Consider the following 21,679-nt stretch of genomic DNA (forward strand, 5'->3'; position numbering starts at 1 on the left):
TTGCGGAAAATCCGAAAATCACATAAACATATCTTTATGTGTTGATGAGGTTGGTGATGGCGCGAGAGCACGGGCTGGGGCTGGACGAGTTGGTGGATGTGCTGAAAGCGGCTGGCGAGCCGACGCGCATGCGTCTTTTGGCGCTCCTGGCTGCCGGCGACCTGACCGTTACCGATCTTACCGAAATTCTCGGTCAATCGCAGCCCCGAATTTCTCGTCACTTGAAGCTGCTTGCGGAAGTCGCGTTGATTGATCGCTATCAGGAAGGTGCCTGGGCCTATTTTCGCCTGCGAGGCGAGGGGGCTGGCGTGGCGCTGGTGCGAGACCTGCTGTCGGCTTCCGATGTTGCCGACGCGGTGTTGACGCGCGACGGTGAGCGGCTGGCGGCGCTGAAACAGGCGCGTTCGGAAAAAGCGCAGGACTATTTCAGTCGCAATGCCGCCGAATGGGACGAATTGCGCCGCCTGCATGTCAGCGAAGCAGATGTCGAGGCCGCCTTGAAAAAGGTCGTCGGTACCGAACCTGTCGATGGTCTGCTCGATCTGGGGACCGGAACCGGCCGTATCCTGCAACTTTTCGAGGGGCTGTACCGCCGTGGCGTCGGTGTGGATGCCAGCCGCGACATGCTGGCCGTTGCCCGCGCCAATCTGGACCGCGCTGGGATCACCAAGGCTTCGATCCGGCATGGCGATATCTTCAATCTGCCGCTGGATGGCCGTCAGTTCGATCTCGTCACCATCCATCAGGTCCTGCACTTTCTGCCCCAACCGCAGGCGGCGATCGCAGAGGCCGCCCGCATGCTTGTCCCCGGCGGCCGGCTGGCGATCATCGATCTTGCCCCCCATACACTGGAATATCTGCGTGACGAGCATGCGCATATGCGTCTCGGCTTTTCACGCCAGACGATGGCCGATTGGCTGGAGAAGGCCGGGCTGACTGTCGAGGAGACGGTGGATCTGACCCCGGACACAGGCCGGGACCGGCAGTTGACGGTGACCATCTGGCTTGCCCGCGACCAGCGGCAGGCGGCTACAATCGATACACCCGAGGGCAAACGCGCTCTCGCCTATGCCGGGAGGACATGACATGGCGATACACACCCTTTACCCGGCCGAACGCGGAAACCTGCGGCTTTCCTTCGAATATTTTCCGCCGAAGAACGACGATATGGAAACCCACCTGTTCCAGACCGTCGCAGACCTGTCTGCCTTCGATCCGGCCTTCGTGACGATGACTTATGGCGCCGGTGGCTCGACCAAGGCACGTTCACTGACCGCCGTGCAACGGATGATCCATGATGAGGGTTTTGCCAATACGGCCGCCCACCTGACCTGCGTCGGCGCGACGAAGGCGGAAGTCGATGCGATTGTCGATGAATTCATCGGCAACGGCGTACGCCATTTCGTGGCGCTTCGCGGCGATCCGCAAGGGGGGATTGGTGCCCGATACGAGCCGTTTCCGGACGGTTACGAAAATGCTGCGGCCCTTGTGGCGGCCATCCGTCAGAAGGGCGATTTTGAAATCTCGGTATCTGCCTATCCGGAAAAGCACCCGGAAAGCCCGGATGTTGATGCTGATATCGACATGCTGAAACGCAAGGTCGATAATGGCGCTACGCGGGCACTCACCCAGTTCTTCTTCGATAACAATGATTTCGAGCGCTATCTCGAGCGTGTCCGGCGGGCGGGCATCACCATTCCTGTCGTTCCAGGTATCATGCCGATCAACAACCTCGCGGGCATTACCAAGTTTGCCGGGCTCTGTGGTGCAAGGGTGCCCGAGGCCATCATCACCCGGCTGATCCATCTCGATGAAAGCCCGGAGGAGCGCTTCAAGGAAGCGACCCATATCGCCGCCGAACAGATCGTCGATCTGGCACGGCGCGGCCTTCGCGATTTCCATCTCTATACGATGAACCGTTCGCCGCTGGTGACGGCCGTGTGCGATCTGGTTGGATTTGAGCGGGTAGTGCCGGCTGCTGTACCTTCCCGGTCAGCCGGTGCCGCTGCCTGAGAAGGCCAATGCGGCGCCATCGATAAAAGAAAAGCCCTTGAGACCGGACGGTTTCAAGGGCTTTTATCTTTGTCAGCTTCAGGCTTGCGGTCCTTCACGAGGCGCCTTGCCTGGCTGGATGCTGCTGCAATGGATTGCGGTTCTAAAGTCCTTCTTTATCGATTGGACTATGTGGCTAATGCTTTCAGATGAAAAGCATCGTTGCGACAAATACAAACGCTGCACTTATCATGAGGACATTCAACGAATGTGTAATTCCCATAACCGGCCCTCCTTGCGTTGACCTCCGGAAGATAGGGGGAAAATGTCACGCATGAAAGGAAAAGTTATGCTGCATTGCGGTATCGGAGGTGCCGTCAAACCTTGTTCACAGGGTTAAGGTCATGATTGAATGAGGTTTTGGCCGCTGCCACAATTTTTTCACAATGCCTTTGCTTTGGTTAATGTAACGCACTGAAATGCGCTGTGAGTGGCCGATTGGACACATCATCGAAGCGCGGGCGGCAGTTTGATTCCGTCATTGGGGTTCATGTGCGGCGGCCGGGCAAGAGGCGGCCATCAAGCACCACAAGGCCGGCGGCGATCAAAAGCATGCCGGCAATATCGGTCTGCTCCAGCGTTTCCCCGAGGAACAGGAAACCGAGGAAAATGGCGCTTGGCGGCACCAAAAGGGTGACCAGCGACGTATTGGTGGCACCGGCCCGGCTCATGATGCGGAAGAACAGGATGTAACCATAAGCAGTCGACAGAAGGGCCAATGCCAGGATCGCCAGCACGGAGGTCATTGGCGGGAAGACCAGTTGCCAGGGCTGATCGACGATCAGGGAAAGCGGCAGCATGATCAGCGTTGAGGCGGTGAGTTGTCCGGCCGCCGTGACTGGCGCTGCCAGTCCCCGGAATCGCTTGCCGTACGTTGCCGCAAAACCGTAACTGATCGCGGCTGCCACCGGAAACAGCAAAGCCCAGAGCGGTATGCTGCTACCCGCCTGCGTGAGACCGGGCAGGGCGCTTGGGCCGATCAGCACCGCGGTGCCGGCAAGGCCGAGCAGGCAGCCGATGATCTTGGCCAGGCTCAGCTTTTCATCCTGCGTCAGCGCGTTGGCAATCAGCACTGTCCAGACCGGTGTGGTAGCGTTGAGGATGGCGGCGAGGCCAGCGCCGATCTGCGTCTGGCCGAGAAAGATGAACGTGTGCGGAATGGCATTGTTGATGAGGCCGAGCAGCAGGAACTGCGGCCATCGCGCCTTGAGTTCGCGATAGATGTCATAACGGCCGAAGATGTAGATATGCAGCGCCAATGCGGCCAGCGCCACACGCAACAGAACAAGGGTAAACGCCGGTACATGCTGGATGGCGATGCGTGCGAAGAAGAATGAACCGCCCCAGATCAGCCCGAGCAGAGCCAGAAGCCCCCAGGTGGCAAGCGTCATTCGGTTTTGCAGACCGTCCGTTTTCGCGTGCATGTGACTTGACCTTCCCCTGCCTCATTCGGAACATACCGAGGGTTAAGCCTTGTCCTGGGTTTTAGCCACCCGATTCTCGACCATGTCACAGATATGAAGGACGATCTGCTGGAGCAGTTGACGACACAATCCATATCCGCCGCGCATGATGGTCAGGGGCTGATCTCCATCGCGATCGTTGTCGCGGTCGCAGCCATCCTCGGGCTGGGGTTCCTGCGCCTGCGCCAGCCGCCGCTGGTCGGGTTCATCCTGGCGGGCGTTGCCTTGGGGCCGACGGGGTTCGGCTTTATCTCCAACAATGCCAATGTCACCCTGCTTGCCGAAATGGGCGTCGTCGTCCTGTTGTTCTTCATCGGCATGGAATTGTCGATCAAGGCGTTTGTGCTCAGCTTGCGGCAGGCCTTGAGCGTGGCAGGCGGGCAGGTGATCGCAGCTATCGCCGCGGCCGGGCTGATCGCGCTGATCACGGGCGCAACCATGGCCGAGGGGTTGATCCTCGGCTTCGTTATCGCGATGTCCTCCACCGTCGTCGCCATGAAAATGCTTGAAGACATGGGGGAACTGCGCAGCGAGACCGGGCGGATCGCCGTCGGTGTGTTGATCGCTCAGGACATTGCCGTGGTTCCGATGCTCATCCTGGTCTCAAGCCTTGGCGGCGAGGAGACGCATTTCGGCACCATTGCAATCAAGATGATTATCGCCATTGCCATGCTGGCCGCCTTGTTGTGGTGGTTTGGCCGCCACGGGAAATTGAGGGTTCCCTATAGCGAGGCGGTCGAGGACAAGGTCGAGATCCTGGCATTGGGCGCGCTTGCCGTCTGCTTCGGTGCTGCCGCCATTTCAGGTCTTGCGGGCATGTCGCCGGCCTATGGGGCATTTCTGTCCGGTATTGTGATCGGAAACTCTACGCTGCGCAGCCGGGTCATACCGGTGATCGAGCCGATCCAGAGCGTGCTTCTGGTGGTCTTCTTCCTGTCGATCGGGTTGCTGATCGACCTGACCTTTATCGGCGAGAATTTCTGGTCGGTGCTCAGTGCTGCAGTGATCGTCATTGCGGCAAAAACGGTGCTGAACATTTTCCTGCTGCGCAAGACCGGCTCGTCGCCGCAGGTGGCCCTGGTCGCCGGACTGTCGATGGCGCAGATCGGCGAGTTTTCATTCGTGCTGGCGGCTGCGGGCCTTGGTGCTGGTGTCCTGCAGTTTGATACCTACAAGGTGGCAATCGCCGTTACGGCGGTGTCGTTGCTGGTTTCGCCGCTTTGGGTGAGCATGATGCACCGATTGGAAAATATCGCTTCCGAACATCTGCTGACCTATCGCAAGGCCTTTGCGGTCGCCTATGCACGCGAACTGAGCGAAGTGTCGAAAGGTGGCGCGGCTCTTGCCGCTGCCCGTTGGTCGCTGAAGTTGCGCTACCGCGCATTGCGTCTTGCCCGCCACCGCCGGCGGCGGGCAAAGTCTGACATCAAGCCAGAAACGGATATTACAGAGCGCTAAGCACCGCCTGCGTCGCCCAGCCATCGGCCGGTATGCCAAGGCGCTGCTGTTCCTTCTGCAGCGCCGCACGGGTTCCTGAGCCGAGAATGCCGTCGATCTTGCCGACGTCATGGCCCATGGCCTGCAGCTTCGTCTGCAACTCCTTCATGCTTTCGTCGTTCAAGCCGGGTTCGGGGGTGTGGGTGTCATAGGTTGGAGCACCGGCAAGCCGGGTGGCGAAATAGGCAGCCGAGGTCGTGTAGATGAACGACTGGTTCCATTCGAGATAGACGTTGAAATTCGGATAGGTCAGGAAGGCGACGCCGTGGCGGCCCTGCGGAATGACCAGCGACGAGGCGAGCTGCGGGAAGGCGGTGTTGCCGTCGCGCGGCTTGACGCCGAGCTTGAACCAGTCGCCTGCGGTCATGCCGGTCTGAAGCCCGGTTTTTTCCCAGGGCAGGTTTTCCGGCAGGTTGACTTCCTGGATCCAGGGCTGGCCTGCGGTGAAGCCGAGGCTCTTGATGAACTTTGCAGCCGTCAGAATAGCATCCGGCGAGCTTTGCTTGAGGTTGACGTGGCCATCGCCATCGCCATCCATGCCCTGCGCGATAATGTCTTCCGGCAGCATCTGCACCTGGCCGATTTCACCTGCCCACGCGCCGGTCGTTGTTTCCGGGTCGAGGTCGCCGTGCTGGACCATCTCGATGGCTGCGATCAGCTGCGGGCGGAACATTTCCGGGCGGCGGCAGTCATGCGCCAGCGTCACCAGGGCGTTGCGGGTGTTGAAATCGCCCTGGACTGCGCCGAAATCGGTTTCCATCGCCCAGAACGCGGTGATGACTGGAGCCGGAACGCCGAATTCCTTCTCCGCCCGTGCGAAGACGGCAGCATATTCCTTCATCTTCTTGGCGCCGATATCCAGCCGGGCCTTGCTGACGGTGCGCTGGGAAAATTCGGTAAAGCTCTGCTTGAAGACACCCTGGGCGCGGTCGCGGCTCAATACCTTTTCAGAAATGGCCGCACCGGCCAACGCACGATCGACGACGTCGGCTGGAATGCCCTTGGCAACCGCTTCTGCCTTGACGCCTTGAAGGAAGGTGGCGAGATCGCCGCCGCACGGAACGGCTGGCGTGGCCGGCTGCTGTGCCAGCGCAGAGGAGGTGAGAAGGGTGAGAAAACCGATCGAGAGAACGGAGCGCAGTGTGCTGCGTGTCATCGCAAATCCTTGTTGTAAGGCCGGAACCGGCCGAAAGCAGCGTAAAAACGGGCTGCTCTTGTTTCGCTGAAAATATGGCAGCGGCTGTCACACGGCAATGAGGCGGAAAGAAGAAATGCCGCCGCGTCTGTATCAGTTTTGCGCCGTTTGGATTTCTGCGGGTGCGCGCGGTTTTGAAACGGCCGCAACCCAGCTTTTCCAGTTCTTCTGTGAACCCGCAAAGACGTTGATGTCGGCATTGCCCTGGATGCCGGGGATGACCCCCGTGCTGGTGTATTGCCAGAAGGCCCAGCGGCGCTCGGGATAGATTTCCGTCGGGTGTGCTGCGACGGAGCGAACCCAGAAATGATAGTCCTTGAACTGGCCGACGAGATTGTCGCGGTGGAAGTCGACCGAGGTATAGATGATCGGGCGCTTGCCGTAATAGGCTTCCAGCCGGTCCATGAAGCGTTTCATCTCCGTCTGTACGGTCAGCGGCGACGGACGATACGTGCAGGTCTTGGATTCACCGTTCCATTCGACGTCGAGAACCGGCGGCAGGTAGACCGCACTTTTCGGCACGTTGGCGATGAACCAGTCGGCCTGCTGGTCGGCTGTCGAGCAGAAATAATAGAAATGATAGGGCGCGTAGGGCAAGCCGGCGGCGCGGGCCTGCTGCCAGTATTCGCCGAACTTGGCATCGATCCGGTCCTTGCCTTCGGTCGCCTTGATGAAGGCGAAGGAAACGCCGGAGCCTTTTACCTTGGCCCAATCGATATCACCCTGCCATTTCGACACGTCGATGCCGTGGATATTGTGATGCTGCGGCGTGCGCGCGCCAAAATTCTGCGGATCCTTGTCCTGAAACTTTGGCGGGATCGATGCCGTGGAGACGAGATCGTAATCGGTCATCGTGCAGGCGGAAAGAAGCGAGACAATAGGCAGGAGAGCCAGGAGGAGCCGGCGCATGAGGTTTCCGTTCTGAAACGATCGACGTTGCTGCCTCACGCGATGATATCCGCTGATGTGAATCCCCCAGGAGGCGTGAGCCTCATTTTCACCATATCATCGTAAAAATTGAGTTAGTTTCAAGCGGCAATTGCGAAGGTGGCGCAGCGGAGCGCCAGAAGCATGCATTTTGGGCTGATTTACCGCGAAACACCATGATGTCGCGGAGCTAGCTGCCTTGCTTTGCCGGGCGCCGGTAGATGAACAGCCAGGCGTAGCCGCGTCCAATGGGGCGGAATTCCACGGTGCCGCCGACGTCGCTGGCTATGAGCCTGAGCACGCTTTCCATCGTCTTGCGCGGCGTGACGTGGAACTGCTGCAGCCATGTTTGGAGGACACGCCGGAACATGCGGGGCAGGCGTTCCTGCTGGCCGAAATCGGCAATATGCAACGATCCGCCAGGATTCAGTGCCGCGATGGCCGTGCCGATTGCCTTTTCCCAATCCGGGATCATCGACAGGGCATAGGAGACGACGATCCGGTCGAACCCGGTTTCGCCGAACTCGGACGCCTGGAAATCGGTGGCGTCGGTAACGCGCAGGATTGTTCTGGGCTGGCCGGGTTTGCCGAGTTTTGCCTCGGCGGAGACGAGCATTTCCGCTGAGATGTCAAACCCGAACAGCCGCGCATGCGGAAAGCGCTGGCCAATCAGCGCCAGATTGCGGCCGGTACCACAGCCGACTTCAAGCACGCTGCCACCGGCTGGAACATTCAGCTCGTTGATCAGCGTATCACGCCCGAACAGATAGTATTTGCGGGTGAGATCGTAGAAATGCCGCTGGGTGCGATACATCCGGTCCATGCGGTCGGCATGGCTGGTGCCTGTTTCGGTGCTGACCGCCGTCATGCCACTTTCCTGTAAATGTGGAAGCCTCCGTAGATGGCCGAGCGGTCCTTCAGGTTGAGCGCCTGCGACTGCTCACGATCATAATGCCACTGGCCAAGCACGTTTTCGGAGACGCGGCCTTCCAGAATGCTGGCTTCGGCAGCGGTGCGGAAGATGACCATGGCGCCCTCTGCGGATGTGCGGGTGATTTCGGTCCACAAATCGTTGAGCTGACGGTCGTTCATCCAATCCTGCGCATCGAGCAGGACATAACGGTCGACGGAACCGGCAGCCTTCTTGGCCAGCAGTTCGGTGAAGCTGGCGTGATGCACATGGACACGCTCGGCATTGTTGCGGATCGTTTCGTGGCGGCTGGCCTGCAGATAGTCTGGCAGGTCGCCCTCGTGCGGCAGCGGATAGCGGCGGGCAAAGGCCTGCCAGGCAAAGTAATTTTCCTTCAGCGGGAAATGGCATGAAAGCTTTTCAAGCCGGTGACGCAGGACGCCGGCCAGCGACTTTTCCGCGCTAAGGCTGGCCAGTTCGTCGAACTGCTGCGGTGGGATGCCGAGACCGAACAGTGAACTTTTGCGGCTGGTGATCCAGCGGATGACCGGACGGTCGAACAGGGGCGCCAGCCGTTCATCGAAGAACTGGCGCTGCTCGCGCATGGAACGGGTATTGGCAAGCTCGCTCGGATCGACACCATGCAGCCGCGCCAGCAGGTGCCCCAGGCCGATGAAGCGGCCGAGCAGACCTGTACGGTAGATGTTTTTGCCGAAAACGTTGATGCGGCGCTGGCCGGTCAGGCCGCGGGCGCTCCAGTATTTCCGTGTCTCGCCATCCAGCTTTGGTTCGATGAAAAGGTCGTAGGCCTGGACGTTGGCGGCATGATCATGCCGTGCAAGGAACCGGACAATATCCGCATGAGTGGGCAGATGACGGAAGGCGGCGAGCTTCAAACGGTTGAGAGCCACGTGATGCCGGTTGAGGTCGACCACATCAATGCGCTCGGGCGCTGCCGATAGATAAGCCAGCATATTGCAGCCGCCGGAAGCAATGGTCACGATATGATGCTCGGGCCGTAGTTGCATCGCGGCCATATCAACGGCCGGATCCTCCCATATTTGCGGATAGACGAGACCGGAAAACAGCAATCCGAAGAGACGCTCCGACAGGCCCTCCAAACTCAGCGGCTTATGCTGAAGCAAGGCGGTTTTCAGCTTGCGGTTTCGTTTGCCGTAGCCTGCATCGGGTGCGAGATCAGTCATGTCAGCCTGCCATCCGTTGACGTTGGAGGAGCTTCTAAGACGAGTCCGCTACACTTTGATGACGCCTGCAATGATGCTGGTTTTGTATGATTTTTTACCCATAAGAATTGATTAAGTTTGTATATGTTAGATACAGTGAGTTTTTCGGGGCGCTAACATGATGTTAAAGGCTTTCCTACCGAAGCCCGAGCAGCGGTATGCTGCAATGGGCGCGGTGATCGGAGCATTGTTTCCGGCAGTTTGTATTTTCTATGACGCTATGATCGCTGATGTTCACGGGGTTTGGGGCAGTGGAATGCTCGCAATTTCAGTTGCTTCATTGATCGTCATGCCGCTTGTCTGCGGCCTGTTCTTTTACCAGAGGGGACGTGCGCAAAGCCGCCTGCTGGAAGAACTCGAGTTGCGCCGCAGGACGGAAGAAAACCTCTCGCGGGTTGTCCACACAGATCAGCTGACGGGTATCGCCAATCGCGTCGCGCTGGAGCGCGATCTTCGCGAACTGCTCACCACCGGATCGATGCCTCCAGGCCGCACGGCTCTGTTGATGCTCGATCTTGATCGCTTCAAATTCGTAAACGATTCCATGGGGCACGATGCTGGCGATGCGTTGCTTGTCGCGCTTGGCCAGCGGTTGATCCAAGCAATGTCAGGCATCGCCGCGGTTTATAGGCTGGGCGGAGATGAGTTTGTTATCGTCGTTGCCGGCTCTCCGTCGCAAGGCAAGCTTGACGATATCTGCATGACCATCAAAGGTCTTTTCATCGAGCCGTTTCAGCTTTCGTCCGCGCAGTTCTGGACGGGCGGGAGCATCGGCGTCGCCTATATAGAGCCGGAAGACCGGTCAATTTCTGCGGTTCTCAAGCGCGCCGACCTGGCACTCTACAAGGCCAAGGAAATTGCCGGCAACAGCCATATGGTCTATGCGCCAGAAATGGCGGAGGAGGCAACGCGCAAAGGCGAGATCGAGTATGATCTTTCCCGCGCATTGGCGGCCGGCGAATTCTATCTGGAATACCAGCCGATCGTCGGTATCGAGAGCCGCGCGATCCGCTCCTTCGAAGCACTGATTCGCTGGCGCCACCCGGACAAAGGCATCATCCCGCCTGATCATTTCATCGCTGCTGCCGAAAAGACCGGCCTGATCCTGCCAATCGGAAACTGGGTTTTGAGGACCGCCTGCCTGGAAGCGGCGCGGTGGCCTGCACCAACTGGCGTCGCGGTCAATGTCGCAGGAGACCAGTTCAAGGACCGCGCTTTCGTTCCCCATGTCAAAGCGTGCCTTGATGAAGCCGGACTTGCTCCAGGCAGGCTCACCATCGAGGTCACCGAGTCGATCTTCTATGTCGATGCCGATATCATCCGCGAAAGCCTGACTGAACTCCGTGCCTATGGTGTCCGTATCGCGCTTGACGATTTCGGCATCGGATTTTCGTCGATCAACAATCTCAGGCGTTTTCCACTCGACCAGCTCAAAGTCGATCGCTCGTTCACCCAGGCGATGCTTGGCAATCAGCGGGATGCCGAAATCGTCGATATCATCCTACAGCTTGGAAACACGTTCCAGGTGTCGACCACGATAGAGGGTATCGAAACCGAGGGGCAGATGGAATTCGTACGGGCGCTTGGCGCTTCGGAAGCCCAGGGCTTTCTGATTTCAAGGCCGGTGTCGGCGGAGGGCGCGATTGCCATCCTTCAGCGGGAGCCGGAAAGGCTCGCGGCGCGGTTAATCGGCTAGAGCCGGATTGCCCGGACGAGGCTCAAGAAACATGTTTAGCATCAAAGTGATTGCCACAAAGCCTTCCTAAATGCGTGGAATCCTGTTCTTCTGACACCAGCGAAGCAGGGACGATGTGCATGAAGAGAAAACGGTGGTTCTGGCTCGCAGGCTCGGTATCGGCAGCAGTGGCAGCTGCCGCGGGCTGGCTTGTCATCATGCCGCCGGATTTGCTGCGGGTCGGTGACGGTTATGCAGCCAAGATCGTCTGCTCCAACGTTTTCATTGCCGACAGGGATGCAAACACGGTTCTTGCCGAGGATGTCCAAGCGCCTGGGCATCCGCTTCTGCGCCTGGTGCGGATATCCGTCGATAACATGCGAAAAACAGTCACAGCGCGCATGTTCGGTTTTGCGGCGCCGGGCCGGGCCATCTATCGTGAGGGGCTTGGCTGCACCAATGTCACCGAGGGCGAATTCGCAGCTTTCCCCGGAAACCGGCAGCTTCGCCGCCGGGCGCCGCAATCGGATGATGCCAAGCCGTGGCCGGATGGCAGCGGCACCGCCGTCAATCCGGCAGTCCAGACGCTTTTGACCGATCCGCAGCTTGCAGGCCCTGGCATGCGCGCCATCGTCGTCGTCAAGGATGGCAGGATCGTTGCGGAAAACTACGGCGAGGGTTTTAACAGTGCAACGCCGTTGCTCGGCTGGTCGATGACCAAGTCGGTGACGGCTGCCCTGATCGGCTTGCGGATCCGCGACGGTCAGATGGCGCTCGACCGGACAGAACTTCTGCCGCAATGGCGTAACGATCCGCGCAGCCAGATCAAGCTTGCCGATCTCATGGCCATGCAGAGCGGTCTGCAGTTCAACGAGGATTACGGCGATGTGACTGACGTCACGCGCATGCTCTATCTGGAAGGCGACATGGCCAATTTCTCGGCGGCCAAGCCGCTGGAGGCAAAGCCAGGCGAGCGTTTCAGCTATTCCAGTGGCACATCGACCATTCTGTCGCGGCTTTGGATGGACACCTTCGGCAGCGTGCGCGAGGCACTGACGTTTCCGCGCGCTGCGCTGTTCAGGCCGCTTGGGATGAACAGCGCAGTCCTGGAGCCGGATGCGCATGGCACCTTTGTCGGCTCGTCCTATATGTATGCGACAGCGCGGGACTGGGCTCGGTTTGGCCTCTTCCTCCTGCAGAATGGCAGCTGGAACGGTGAACAATTGTTGCCGCAGGACTTTGTCAATTACATGCGCACGCCAACCCAGGCATCGGGCGGACGCTACGGGGCAGGGCAGGTCTGGACAAAGTTCGGAAGTGACGGCGGGCCGCCTTTGCCCGGTGATGCCTACTGGCTGCAGGGGCATGACGGTCAGACCGTGATGCTGGTACCGTCGCTTGGCCTAGCGGTCGTCCGGCTGGGGCTGACGCCGTCGCGCAGTGGCTATGATGTGCGCCAGCTGCAGGCCAAAATAGTAGAAGCGGTCAACTGACCGCTTCCAAGCTTGAAATCACTAAAGTTGAAACATGATAAGGAGAGGCCGGCCCGGCCTTACTTCATGCCAAGCGTTTCAAGCAGGCCCTTGCGCTTGGCGTGGTAATAGTAGCCGCTGGCATAGAGCTTGACGGCGCCGTCGTTCTGGTTGTCGGCCACCATCCAGGCACCGGCCAGATATTTCGTCGCATATTTCAGGTTGGTTTCGGCATCGAACAGGCCTTCGGCGGGGCCTTCGTAGCCAAGCCCCTTGGCCGTGTTGTAACGGATCTGCATCAGGCCGTAATTGCCGGCATGGTAAGCGCGCGGATTGTAGGTGCTCTCGCGCTTGACGACGCGGTGGACCAATTCTTCCGGAATATTGTTGAGCTTGGCGTAATAGGCGATCAGGCGGTCGAGTTCCGGGCGCGAACTTGTCGGCTTTTCCGTGATGCCCAAGGACGCCGGTATCGACTTTGCCATCGCATAGGCGCTGGCGCCGATCGATGGCTTGGCCATCGGGACGATCATGCGCTTGGCGACCAAGGTTTCCAGACCGACCGGCTCGCCAGTATCGAAATCCGATTCCATCGCCGCCATCATCATGCCCTCTGGAATCTGGGGCATGCGATCGGACTTCGCCGAAACCATGGTGTTGGCCGTGTCCGGCAGGACGGCTGCTGTTGCCGCCTGAGCGGCTGCAGATGTCTGGGGAGCCACCAGTGCATTGGCGGCCACTGCAGGTGTTTCAGTCTGGTTGGTCGCGGCAACCTGGGTCGCTGCCGTCTCACCGGGCTTCATCATGGCTGTTTCGGCTGCCAGTGCTGCGGTCGTTGCAGCGACGCCATCCGGTGCCGGCAGAGCGTAAGCCGTCATTTCCGTTCCGGGCTTGGGCAGCGGCGTGACCGTCTGCACCGCCATCAGCTGTTCCATCGGTGTCCGCTCGATGCTCGAGCAACCGCTGACAAGCGAGGCCGAGATCAGGGCACAGGCCGTAACAGCCGGTTTTGAAACGGAAAAACGGAAATTCGCCATGCTGTCACTTTCGTGCTGTCAGGCCACAGGGCCCTATGCAAATCAGCAGCCAGAGGCCACCATGCGCCGGATGTCATTAACCTATGAGACGCTGAACCGCAAGCGCGGGACGTCTTTTCAGGCGCCGGCGCGCCGCAAGCCCGCTGTTAGAAGGCCCGCGCCGATCAAAAGCGACCCGCCCGTGCGGTTGACGATGGCCTGAACTTTGGGCTTTCGAATCGTCTGGCGCGCAGCCGATGCCATCAGTGCATAGAGCGTGGCGTTGAGCGTTGCGAGCACCAGAAATGTGGTTTCAAAGATCAGCATCTGGTTGAACAGCGGGCGGCTGAGATCGAGAAACTGCGGCAGGAAAGCGACGAAGAACACAATGCTTTTCGGATTAAGGGCGGTGACCACATAAGTGTGCAGGAATATCCGCAGCGGCTTTTCTGCGGGTACCGACAGGGTGCCATCGGCAGCCTCGGTTGCGATCGGCGCACGCCAGAGCTTGATTCCGAGCCAGATCAGGTAGGCGGCGCCAACCCATTTCAGGACGGTGAAAATTGTTGCAGATGTGGCCAGCAGTGCGCCGAGCCCAAGCATCGAGGCCGTCATTGCGGTGAAGTCGCCCAGCGCCACGCCGGCGACCGTCGCGCTTGCGACCTTTCGCCCATGCCCGAGCGCATAGGAGATGACCAGAAGAATGGTCGGACCGGGAATGGCGAGAAGAATGGAGGAGGCGGCGACAAAGGCCAGCCAGTGTTCGATCGACATGAAAACGGCTCCGTTTGGACTTGGCGTTCGATCGAGGAAGCCATGCGCAAACGGAGCCGTCAATAGGCGTTTATAAGCCGGATATCAGTTTGCCGGCGACCATTTCTGGCCGATCACATCCATGACCTCTCCGAACCATTTGACCGAGGTGTCGAAATGCTTGCCGCCACGAATGCGCGGGAATTCGATTGTCCGCAGCTTGCCGCCTTGATCTTCGTCATGGCCGGTGACGCCGGAGACCTTGTTCAGGGCGCTTTCGACGGCAAGATCGACCATGCCCTGGATGAGGCGCAGGTCGTCGGCATTCGCCGGTGCGGAGCGGGCATAGTAGCCGGACTTCTGCACCATCGACCGTTCGGCGCCGAGGAGGGCTGCGAACTGCTTGGAGAACCAGCCGCCGACATTGATCGTGTCGATTTTCACGTGACCGAAGGCGTCGCGCTTGACGGCTTCACCGGCTGCTTCGCGCTCTGCAACGACGGCATCGAGGCAGGCGCCTTCCGAGACGAACAGGGTGACGAAACCTGTCTTGTCCATGATGGCGCGCAGCCGTTCGGCTTCGGTTTCCAGATTGAAAGCGGTCTCGGGCAGATAGAGGCCGTCGATATTTTTCATCTGACGGTTCATCATGAAACCATCGACGAATTCCCGGTCGTCGATATGCTGGATATAGGAACGGGCGGTCGCTGCTGTCAGCCAGCCGCAGTGGCGGCCCATGACTTCGTGGACGACGAGCGTGCGCGGTGCGGCACTTTGTTCGTTGCTGACATTGTCGAAGAACTTTGCGCCGTATTCGGCGGCAGTCCAGGCGCCGAGCGACTGGCGGATCGGCACGACGTCGTTATCGACGGTCTTCGGCAGGCCGACGACGGTGAGGTTGTAGCCGTTGGCGCCGAGATAGGCGGCAAGGTCGGCCGCCGTCGTGTTGGTGTCGTCGCCGCCGATTGTGTGAAGGATGGTGATGCCGTCGTCGGCCAACCGTTCGGCTGCGACGCGCAACGGGTTCTGGCCTTCCTTGACCAGGCCCCGCTTGATGCAATCGGCCGTGTTGGTCAGCTTCACCCGGCTATTGCCGATCGGCGAACCGCCGTGACGGTGCAGGATATGCGCCTTTTCGCGCATATCGCGGGTGATTTCGATGCGATCGACCAGCAGCAGGCCCTGATAGCCGGAGCGATAGGCTACCAATTCGATATCGGGCGCAATGTCGGTATAGCGCTCGATCAGGCCGCCCACGGCAGAGGATAGGCATGGCGCGAGCCCGCCTGCGGTCAGCATTGCAACTTTCTGTTTGGCCATGGAGTCCTCCTCGGGGATTGCGGCAAGATCGTTCGGGGTCTCTCTAGCGCAATTCCCATGGAAGTTAAATGACATGCTGCATGTATGGCGGTGGACGGATCAGGCGATCCGCGCTTTTCGTCCGAGCCAGACGATCAGGGCAACGGCAATGGCAAAGCCAATTGTCGAGGGGCTGATCACTTCACCGAGCAGGACGGCGGAGACGGCGAGCGTGACGAATGTTTGCAGCAGTTGCACCTGCGCCACCCGCGCGATACCGCCGAGCGCCAGCCCGGCATTCCAGAAGATGAAACCGGCAAACATCGACATCAGGCCGAGATAGGAGAGGGCGCCGAGTTCGGCAGCCGTTGGAGCTTGAATTCCATCCTTCATCACCAACAGCGTGGCAACGACGGAGAGCGGTGCGGTGATGACCAGCGCCCAGGAAATCACCTCCCATCCCGGGATGATCCGCGAGACCTTGGCCGACAAGACATAGCCGAGCGACGCGGTGATGGCGGCGAGAAAGAGCCATGCGTCGCCGGCCTGCAGGTGAAAGCCACTTTCGCGGATGGAGAAGAACACCACCAGTGCCGCACCGGCAAGGCCATAGGCCCAGAAGGCCGCACCCGGCCGCTCGCCATCGACAAGGGAGGCGAAGATCGAGGTCAAGAGCGGCAGGATTCCGAGGATGACGCCGCCATGGCTGGCAGGAATGGTCTGCATCGCTGTGGTGGAGAAAATGGGGAAACCGTAGACTACGCAGATGCCAGCGCCGAGCAGAATTGTGCCCTGTCCTTTTGGCCATCGCCTGCGCATCACGAGCAATGTTAGTCCGGCAGCGATCGAGGCAATGACGGCGCGGCCGAAGGTGATGAAGAAGGGGGAAAAGCCGCCAAGTGCGATGTGGGTCATCGGCAGGGTGACGCCGAAGATGATGACGCCGATCAGGCCAAGTGCCATGCCCATGGCCTGCGGGTGGGTGGAAATACGCATCGGAACTCCAACGGAACGTGGGTTGTCCGGTCGCACCTTGCCTGGTTCGAAGCCAAATTCATTTGCATGATTGGACGATCACGACAACGAATGCTATAATAGTGAGGTGCCATCACAAATTCGTCATTTCAGTCTGATCCGCGGCTCTGGCGCCTTGCAATCCGCGCCAACATCTGGTCATGCTGGTTGGTGAGCTGCATGATTGTCGTGGCGGCACAGCCGTGCGAGCCGCCTTGCATTTGCGCATGGACGCACTGCCCGTGCCATTTCCACTTCAAATACGTGGATCAGCCAACTATGGGAAAGAACGTGCCTATGTCATTCTGGGATAGCATCCTCAGCATCGTCACCGCGACGGGCAATGCGCTCGCCGGTGTGATTGAAGCTGTGCGGACGCTGTTTGAAGGCGATCCGGAAACGCGCCGAAAGGTGGCGTTTTCCGTTGCCATGATCGCGCTGTCCGCCAAGATGGCAAAGGCCGACGGTATCGTCACCGAGGCCGAAGTGTCGGCATTCCGCGATATCTTCAAGTTTCCCGACGACCAGGCACAGAATGTCGCCCGGCTCTACAATCTGGCCCGTCAGGACGTCGCCGGCTACGAGGCCTATGCCGAAAAGCTCGCTTCGCTTTGCGTGTCCTGCGATCAAAATTGCCCCGTGCTGGAAGACATCATCGACGGGCTCTTCCATATCGCCAAGTCCGACGGTGCCGTTCATGAGAAGGAATTGAACTTTCTCACGCGCGTTGCCGAGATCTTCCACATGAAGGAAGAGCGCTTTCAGGAGATTATGGCCCGCCACATTCATAGCGCCGGCGCCGATCCGTACAAAATCCTTGGCGTCTCGCCGAAGGACGATTTTGCGATCATCCGCAAGCGCTACCGTGTGCTGGTGTCGGAAAACCATCCGGACGTTCTGGTTGCCCGGGGCGTGCCGCAAGAACTGCAGGCGATCGCCAATGATCGCATGGCTGAACTCAATGCCGCCTATGAGGCGATCGAGAAAGAACGCCGCGCCGCATGACGGACTTCGCCTGTGACTACCCCACAGCACGTTTCGTGCCATCGCCCAATCATGGCGAAAGGGCAGGCGGGCTGAAGCCCGACATGATCATCCTGCATTATACCGGCATGGAGACGGCGGCTGCAGCCCTCGATTGGCTCTGCCGCGACGAAAGCCAGGTTTCCAGTCACTATTTCGTCCATGAGGATGGCCGTGTCGATCAGCTGGTTGCAGAGGATCGCCGCGCCTGGCATGCGGGCAAGAGCAGCTGGAAGGGCGAGACCGACATCAACTCGCGCTCGATCGGCATCGAAATCGCCAATGCCGGCCATCCCGGCGGGCTGCCAGATTTCCCCTCCATACAGATTGATGCGGTCGTTGAACTGTGTCGAAATTGCGGCGAGCGGTGGTCGATAACCCCGGAAAGGGTGCTGGCTCACAGCGATATCGCCCCTATTCGCAAGGTTGATCCAGGAGAAAAATTTCCTTGGGAACGGCTGCATACCGGCGGCGTCGGGCATTGGGTTCCACCGGCCCCGATCGGTGGCGGTCGATTTTTCCAGCGTGGCGATCAGGGCCAGCCTGTCGAGGCTGTGCAGACTATGCTGTCGCTCTATGGCTACGGAATTGAAGTGACAGGCGTTTTCTGCGAGAAAACCGAAGGTGCGGTGGCCGCGTTCCAGCGGCATTTCCGTCCAGCGCAGGTCGATGGCATCGCCGATATTTCGACGCTGGACACGCTGCACAGGCTGCTCTCGACCCTGCCGGATTTCAGCCGCTGAACCGTTGCCCTGCCGGTCATTCCGAAGGCCGTTTCCGGCTGCTTTCCGATTAATTTTGTGCACTGCCACATCATCACCACGATGCCGGGGTCTTTTGCGGCCATACCAAACCGCAGGGAATTCAGGCCTCCAGCCATTCCTGTTGATGACGAAAATCGGGATGTGAGACGGCAGGGCGGGGTGCGCCCAAGAGGCCGTGGCGCCCGAAAGTGGAGACTTCAAGCTAAATGAGACTATCGTATCTTGCTGCGGCGGCGGCATGCTTCTGCATGCTGTTTTCTGGGGTTGAAACGTCGTATGCCGGGGGCACCGACAAGACCATCACATCCTCCATCAAGCCAGTAAACAGAACGACCGGTTATCCCTCACCGGGCACGGATTCCCTCAAATCTTCCGTCTACAGCGGCCTGATCAAGACCTATGCCAAGCAGTATGGCGTCCCGGTCGATCTCGCCCATGCGGTGATCAAGGTCGAAAGCAATTTCAATCCCAAGGCACGCGGCAGCGCCGGCGAAGTCGGGCTGATGCAGATCAAGCCCGCAACAGCGCGCATGATGGGGTATTCCGGGGGGAAACAGGGCCTGTTCGATCCCGAAACCAACATCAAATTCGGTATGAAATATCTCGCCATGGCACATGAATTGTCCGGCGGTTTCACCTGCGGCACGATCCTGCGCTACAATGCCGGGCACGGCGCCAAGAAGATGAACCCGGTATCGCGCCGTTATTGCGGCAAGGTTCAGGCGATCATCGATTGATGCCAGAGGATGCCGGACCGAAAATCCGGCGCCGTATTTTCAAGTTCGCAGATGCCAGCTGGCTGGTGCCATGATATTGCCGAGGGATCGTTTCCCGAGGGCGCATCATGGCAGGCACATTCGATTTCATCATTGTTGGCAAAGGCATGATGGGGGCGGCGGCAGCCCGCCATCTGGCAAAGAGCGGCGCAAAGATCGCGCTGATCGGGCCGGACGAGCCGGAAAATTGGGCGAGCCACGATGGTGTTTTCAGCAGTCATTACGACAATGGCCGCATCACCCGCACGATCGATCCCGATCCTGTCTGGGCGCTTCTGGCGCAGCGATCCATTGAGCGCTACGCCGATATCGAAACGGGCAGTGGTGTCGGCTTCTACAGCGAAGCGGGCTGCCTGATCGCCGCACCTTTGCCGGGTGGTGAGGAAACAACGCTCGACCACGTCATCGCCGCCCGCAACCGTCTTGGCGTCGAGGCACCGTTTGTCGATGAGCAGGAACTGGCTGGGCAGTTTCCCTGGTTCCGGTTTCCGCCGGGCTATGGCGGCGTCTTCGAACCGCGCAACGCGGGCCATATCGATCCGCGCGCCTTGGTCAAGGCCCAAGTCATTCTCGCTCAAAAGGCCGGGGTTACGGTTGTTTCGTCAGAGGTCTCTGCAGTCGCGCGTGTCGGAAGCAGTGTGAATGTTCGTACGGTTGACGGAGCGATTTTGAAGGGCGGCCGCGCCGTTATCGCTGCTGGCGGATTTTCGATATCCGCGAAATTACTTGCCCGGCCTCTGGATCTCACCGTCAAGGCGCGCACCGTGCTGTTTGCCGAGGTGGCGGAGGCTGATCTCCCTCGATTTGCCGGAATGCCGTCGCTGATTGGGTCTGCGCTTCAGCAAGACGAGAGCTATTATCTCTTGCCGCCGATCCGTTATCCAGGTGGTAAGTTTTATATCAAGATTGGTGGCGATCCGAGCGACGTCAATATTGCATCGGAGCCGGAGGTTCGCGCCTGGTTCCGGGGAGAGGCCAATCGATCCGCTGCCGACCATATGGCGGGCTTGTTATCCCGCGCCATGCCGTCCTTTGTGCCTGCTTCGCTCCGCTGGAGCCCTTGCGTGACCACCTTCACCCGCCACGGTTATCCCTATATCGGCTTTGCCGATACGGATCGCGTTGCTGTTTTGACTGGTGGCAATGGCGCGGCGGCAAAAAGTTCGGACGAGATCGGCCGGCTCGGCGCGTCGCTGCTTTTGAACGGTGTGCTCGATGCGCCCGAATACGATACGGATTTTGCCGTCTGCTTCAGATAGAGTGCCCGCATATCTTTTTACTTTTGTCACTGGCAATTGCCGGACACCTCGGCTATGGACCGCGGGCCAGTTGGCCGGGCAGCCGCGCTCCGCTATGACCGAAAGGTTGCGGGGGGAGGAAAGTCCGGGCTCCACGGGAAAACGGTGCCGGATAACGTCCGGCGGGGGCGACCCCAGGGAAAGTGCCACAGAGAGAATACCGCCTGCCTCGGCAGGTAAGGGTGAAAGGGTGGGGTAAGAGCCCACCGCACGCATGGCAACATGAGTGGCAAGGCAAACCCCACCGGGAGCAAAACCGAATAGGGATGACGTGGTTCGCGCAAGCGTTCCGGCCTTTTCCGGGCCAGTCATCCGGGTGGGTTGCAGGAGGCAGCGCGCAAGCGTTGTCCCAGATGAATGGCTGCCACGTTCCGGCTTTCGGGCCGGAGCCATACAGAACCCGGCTTACAGGCCAACTGGCAAATTTCCCTTCTTTTTCAACTTCACAGGTGGCGATCTTCTAAATCTCGTATCTGTTTGAATATGTATTTAAATTTTAGATTACTAAAATATAATACACGAAATCCATGCGGCATGATTCGCCGGGGAATCCAAAGTCTTGACTGTGCGTTTGTAACCATTTGTTAAACTTAACAGACTATCAATATTTGCTGACGACGCGTGCTGAAATAGAGCAAATCCCATTGACGCCCATATGGTCCCATGTTATCCCAGTCATGCACTGCACACGGGCTGATTCAAGCCTACTCACCGCAAGTTTCGGAGTTGCTCCGTAAGGGGTTTTCGATCGGGCATGTCGCCCGGCTGTGGGGTGCTGCGTGTCCTTTTGATGGTGCGTGTGGGCTGTTGGGGCTGGCATGTCCACCGGGAACGGCTGTACCGTGTCATGAACCGCTTCCTTTCGCATGCGACAAACAGGATCGATTCCAAGGGGCGGGTTTCCGTTCCTTCGATGTTTCGTTCTGTCTTGTCGGCGCTCGATATTCGGGAGCTTTACTGCTTTCAGGATTTCGTCTTTCCGGCTATCAGCGCCGGCGGTCCCGAATTGCTGGATCGCTTCGAAAGGCAAATCAGTGGCGAGGATCCGTTCTCGCCACGGGCCAATCAGATGTCGCTCCTGGTTCATGGGGGCGGGGTCTTCATGAAGCTCGACCAGGAAGGCCGGTTGATGGTCACGGATTTCATCCGCGATTTCACGGGTATCGACACGGAAGTCACTTTCGTGGGGCGGGCGGATCATTTTCAGTTGTGGGCGCCGCACGTGTTTGCGGAAGCGCAGGCAGCGGCAAGGGAAGAGCACAGATTGCGAGGTCTGCGCTCGGGCTAGAGTGGAGAGGCGG

The 21,679-nt window shown here is 59.2% G+C and carries 19 protein-coding genes and 1 other RNA gene; 11 read left to right on the forward strand and 9 right to left on the reverse strand.

Annotated features, from left to right (window positions below; genetic code table 11):
- The first annotated feature begins 56 nt into the window (after positions 1 to 56).
- Together ACSQ3J_RS09365 and metF are read left to right on the forward strand one after the other, a co-directional pair.
- Positions 57 to 1,085, forward strand: coding sequence for an ArsR/SmtB family transcription factor (locus tag ACSQ3J_RS09365; RefSeq protein ID WP_060506800.1), 1,029 nt, complete (start codon positions 57 to 59; stop codon positions 1,083 to 1,085).
- 1 nt (position 1,086) lies between these two features.
- Positions 1,087 to 2,013, forward strand: coding sequence for a methylenetetrahydrofolate reductase [NAD(P)H] (metF, locus tag ACSQ3J_RS09370; protein ID WP_436039029.1), 927 nt, complete (start codon positions 1,087 to 1,089; stop codon positions 2,011 to 2,013).
- Positions 2,014 to 2,540: 527 nt separating this feature from the next.
- Here metF and ACSQ3J_RS09375 read toward each other — a convergent pair.
- Positions 2,541 to 3,476, reverse strand: coding sequence for a DMT family transporter (locus ACSQ3J_RS09375; RefSeq protein ID WP_060506721.1), 936 nt, complete (start codon positions 3,474 to 3,476; stop codon positions 2,541 to 2,543).
- Between the two features lie 93 nt (positions 3,477 to 3,569).
- Here ACSQ3J_RS09375 and ACSQ3J_RS09380 point away from each other — a divergent pair, with 93 nt between their 5' ends.
- Positions 3,570 to 4,973, forward strand: coding sequence for a cation:proton antiporter (locus ACSQ3J_RS09380; protein WP_244482379.1), 1,404 nt, complete (start codon positions 3,570 to 3,572; stop codon positions 4,971 to 4,973).
- Here ACSQ3J_RS09380 and ACSQ3J_RS09385 read toward each other — a convergent pair.
- From ACSQ3J_RS09385 to ACSQ3J_RS09400, 4 genes are all read right to left on the reverse strand, one after another.
- Positions 4,960 to 6,168 (reverse strand): lytic murein transglycosylase, encoded by a 1,209-nt coding sequence (locus ACSQ3J_RS09385; protein WP_060506722.1) that lies wholly within the window; start codon positions 6,166 to 6,168, stop codon positions 4,960 to 4,962. The two genes, ACSQ3J_RS09380 and ACSQ3J_RS09385, sit on opposite strands and share 14 nt — an antisense overlap.
- 132 nt (positions 6,169 to 6,300) lie before the next feature.
- Complete coding sequence (locus tag ACSQ3J_RS09390) at positions 6,301 to 7,116, reverse strand: glycoside hydrolase family 25 protein (protein ID WP_060506723.1); 816 nt, start codon at positions 7,114 to 7,116, stop codon at positions 6,301 to 6,303.
- Positions 7,117 to 7,324: 208 nt separating this feature from the next.
- Positions 7,325 to 8,002 carry a class I SAM-dependent methyltransferase gene (locus ACSQ3J_RS09395; protein ID WP_060506724.1) on the reverse strand — a complete coding sequence of 226 codons (678 nt, stop codon included), beginning with the start codon at positions 8,000 to 8,002 and terminating at the stop codon, positions 7,325 to 7,327.
- A complete protein-coding gene (locus ACSQ3J_RS09400) occupies positions 7,999 to 9,249 on the reverse strand; it encodes a DUF3419 family protein (RefSeq protein WP_060506725.1) in 1,251 nt (416 codons plus the stop codon). Before ACSQ3J_RS09400 ends, ACSQ3J_RS09395 begins: the two co-directional genes overlap by 4 nt.
- Before the next feature lie 295 nt (positions 9,250 to 9,544).
- Between ACSQ3J_RS09400 and ACSQ3J_RS09405 the strand changes: the two genes are divergently transcribed.
- The gene (locus ACSQ3J_RS09405; RefSeq protein ID WP_060511778.1) at positions 9,545 to 10,984 is read left to right on the forward strand and encodes a putative bifunctional diguanylate cyclase/phosphodiesterase; all 1,440 of its coding nucleotides are present in this window, start codon (positions 9,545 to 9,547) and stop codon (positions 10,982 to 10,984) included.
- Positions 10,985 to 11,103: 119 nt separating this feature from the next.
- Positions 11,104 to 12,456: a serine hydrolase domain-containing protein gene (locus ACSQ3J_RS09410; protein WP_060506727.1), complete on the forward strand. Its 1,353-nt coding sequence runs from the start codon at positions 11,104 to 11,106 to the stop codon at positions 12,454 to 12,456.
- Between the two features lie 59 nt (positions 12,457 to 12,515).
- Here ACSQ3J_RS09410 and ACSQ3J_RS09415 read toward each other — a convergent pair whose 3' ends face one another.
- From ACSQ3J_RS09415 to ACSQ3J_RS09430, 4 genes are all read right to left on the reverse strand, one after another.
- Positions 12,516 to 13,472 carry a lytic transglycosylase domain-containing protein gene (locus tag ACSQ3J_RS09415; protein ID WP_060506728.1) on the reverse strand — a complete coding sequence of 319 codons (957 nt, stop codon included), beginning with the start codon at positions 13,470 to 13,472 and terminating at the stop codon, positions 12,516 to 12,518.
- A 117-nt stretch (positions 13,473 to 13,589) separates the two neighbouring features.
- Positions 13,590 to 14,225 (reverse strand): LysE family translocator, encoded by a 636-nt coding sequence (locus ACSQ3J_RS09420; protein WP_060506729.1) that lies wholly within the window; start codon positions 14,223 to 14,225, stop codon positions 13,590 to 13,592.
- 84 nt (positions 14,226 to 14,309) lie between these two features.
- Positions 14,310 to 15,524, reverse strand: a complete 1,215-nt coding sequence (locus ACSQ3J_RS09425; protein ID WP_436039030.1) for a pyrophosphate--fructose-6-phosphate 1-phosphotransferase — start codon at positions 15,522 to 15,524, stop codon at positions 14,310 to 14,312.
- Between the two features lie 99 nt (positions 15,525 to 15,623).
- Positions 15,624 to 16,499, reverse strand: coding sequence for a DMT family transporter (locus tag ACSQ3J_RS09430; RefSeq protein ID WP_060506731.1), 876 nt, complete (start codon positions 16,497 to 16,499; stop codon positions 15,624 to 15,626).
- Positions 16,500 to 16,814: 315 nt separating this feature from the next.
- On the opposite strand from ACSQ3J_RS09430, the gene ACSQ3J_RS09435 reads away from it, so the two are divergent.
- The 6 genes from ACSQ3J_RS09435 to mraZ all read left to right on the forward strand — a co-directional run bounded on the left by ACSQ3J_RS09435 (position 16,815) and on the right by mraZ (position 21,666).
- Positions 16,815 to 17,522 carry a J domain-containing protein gene (locus tag ACSQ3J_RS09435; RefSeq protein ID WP_060506732.1) on the forward strand — a complete coding sequence of 236 codons (708 nt, stop codon included), beginning with the start codon at positions 16,815 to 16,817 and terminating at the stop codon, positions 17,520 to 17,522.
- A complete protein-coding gene (locus tag ACSQ3J_RS09440) occupies positions 17,519 to 18,283 on the forward strand; it encodes an N-acetylmuramoyl-L-alanine amidase (protein ID WP_060506733.1) in 765 nt (254 codons plus the stop codon). Before ACSQ3J_RS09435 ends, ACSQ3J_RS09440 begins: the two co-directional genes overlap by 4 nt.
- Positions 18,284 to 18,510: 227 nt before the next feature.
- On the forward strand, positions 18,511 to 19,041 hold the full coding sequence (locus ACSQ3J_RS09445) for a lytic transglycosylase domain-containing protein (RefSeq protein ID WP_060506734.1): 531 nt from the start codon (positions 18,511 to 18,513) through the stop codon (positions 19,039 to 19,041).
- Between the two features lie 107 nt (positions 19,042 to 19,148).
- Positions 19,149 to 20,339 (forward strand): NAD(P)/FAD-dependent oxidoreductase, encoded by a 1,191-nt coding sequence (locus ACSQ3J_RS09450; protein ID WP_060506735.1) that lies wholly within the window; start codon positions 19,149 to 19,151, stop codon positions 20,337 to 20,339.
- 66 nt (positions 20,340 to 20,405) lie between these two features.
- Positions 20,406 to 20,802, forward strand: an RNA gene (gene rnpB, locus ACSQ3J_RS09455) — RNase P RNA component class A.
- 423 nt (positions 20,803 to 21,225) lie between these two features.
- A complete protein-coding gene (gene mraZ, locus ACSQ3J_RS09460; protein WP_060506736.1) occupies positions 21,226 to 21,666 on the forward strand; it encodes a division/cell wall cluster transcriptional repressor MraZ in 441 nt (146 codons plus the stop codon).
- The last annotated feature ends 13 nt before the right edge of the window (positions 21,667 to 21,679 follow it).

Origin of the sequence: Rhizobium sp. LjRoot98 (assembly GCF_964252935.1) — a bacterium.
In the GTDB taxonomy this organism is placed as follows: domain Bacteria; phylum Pseudomonadota; class Alphaproteobacteria; order Rhizobiales; family Rhizobiaceae; genus Pararhizobium.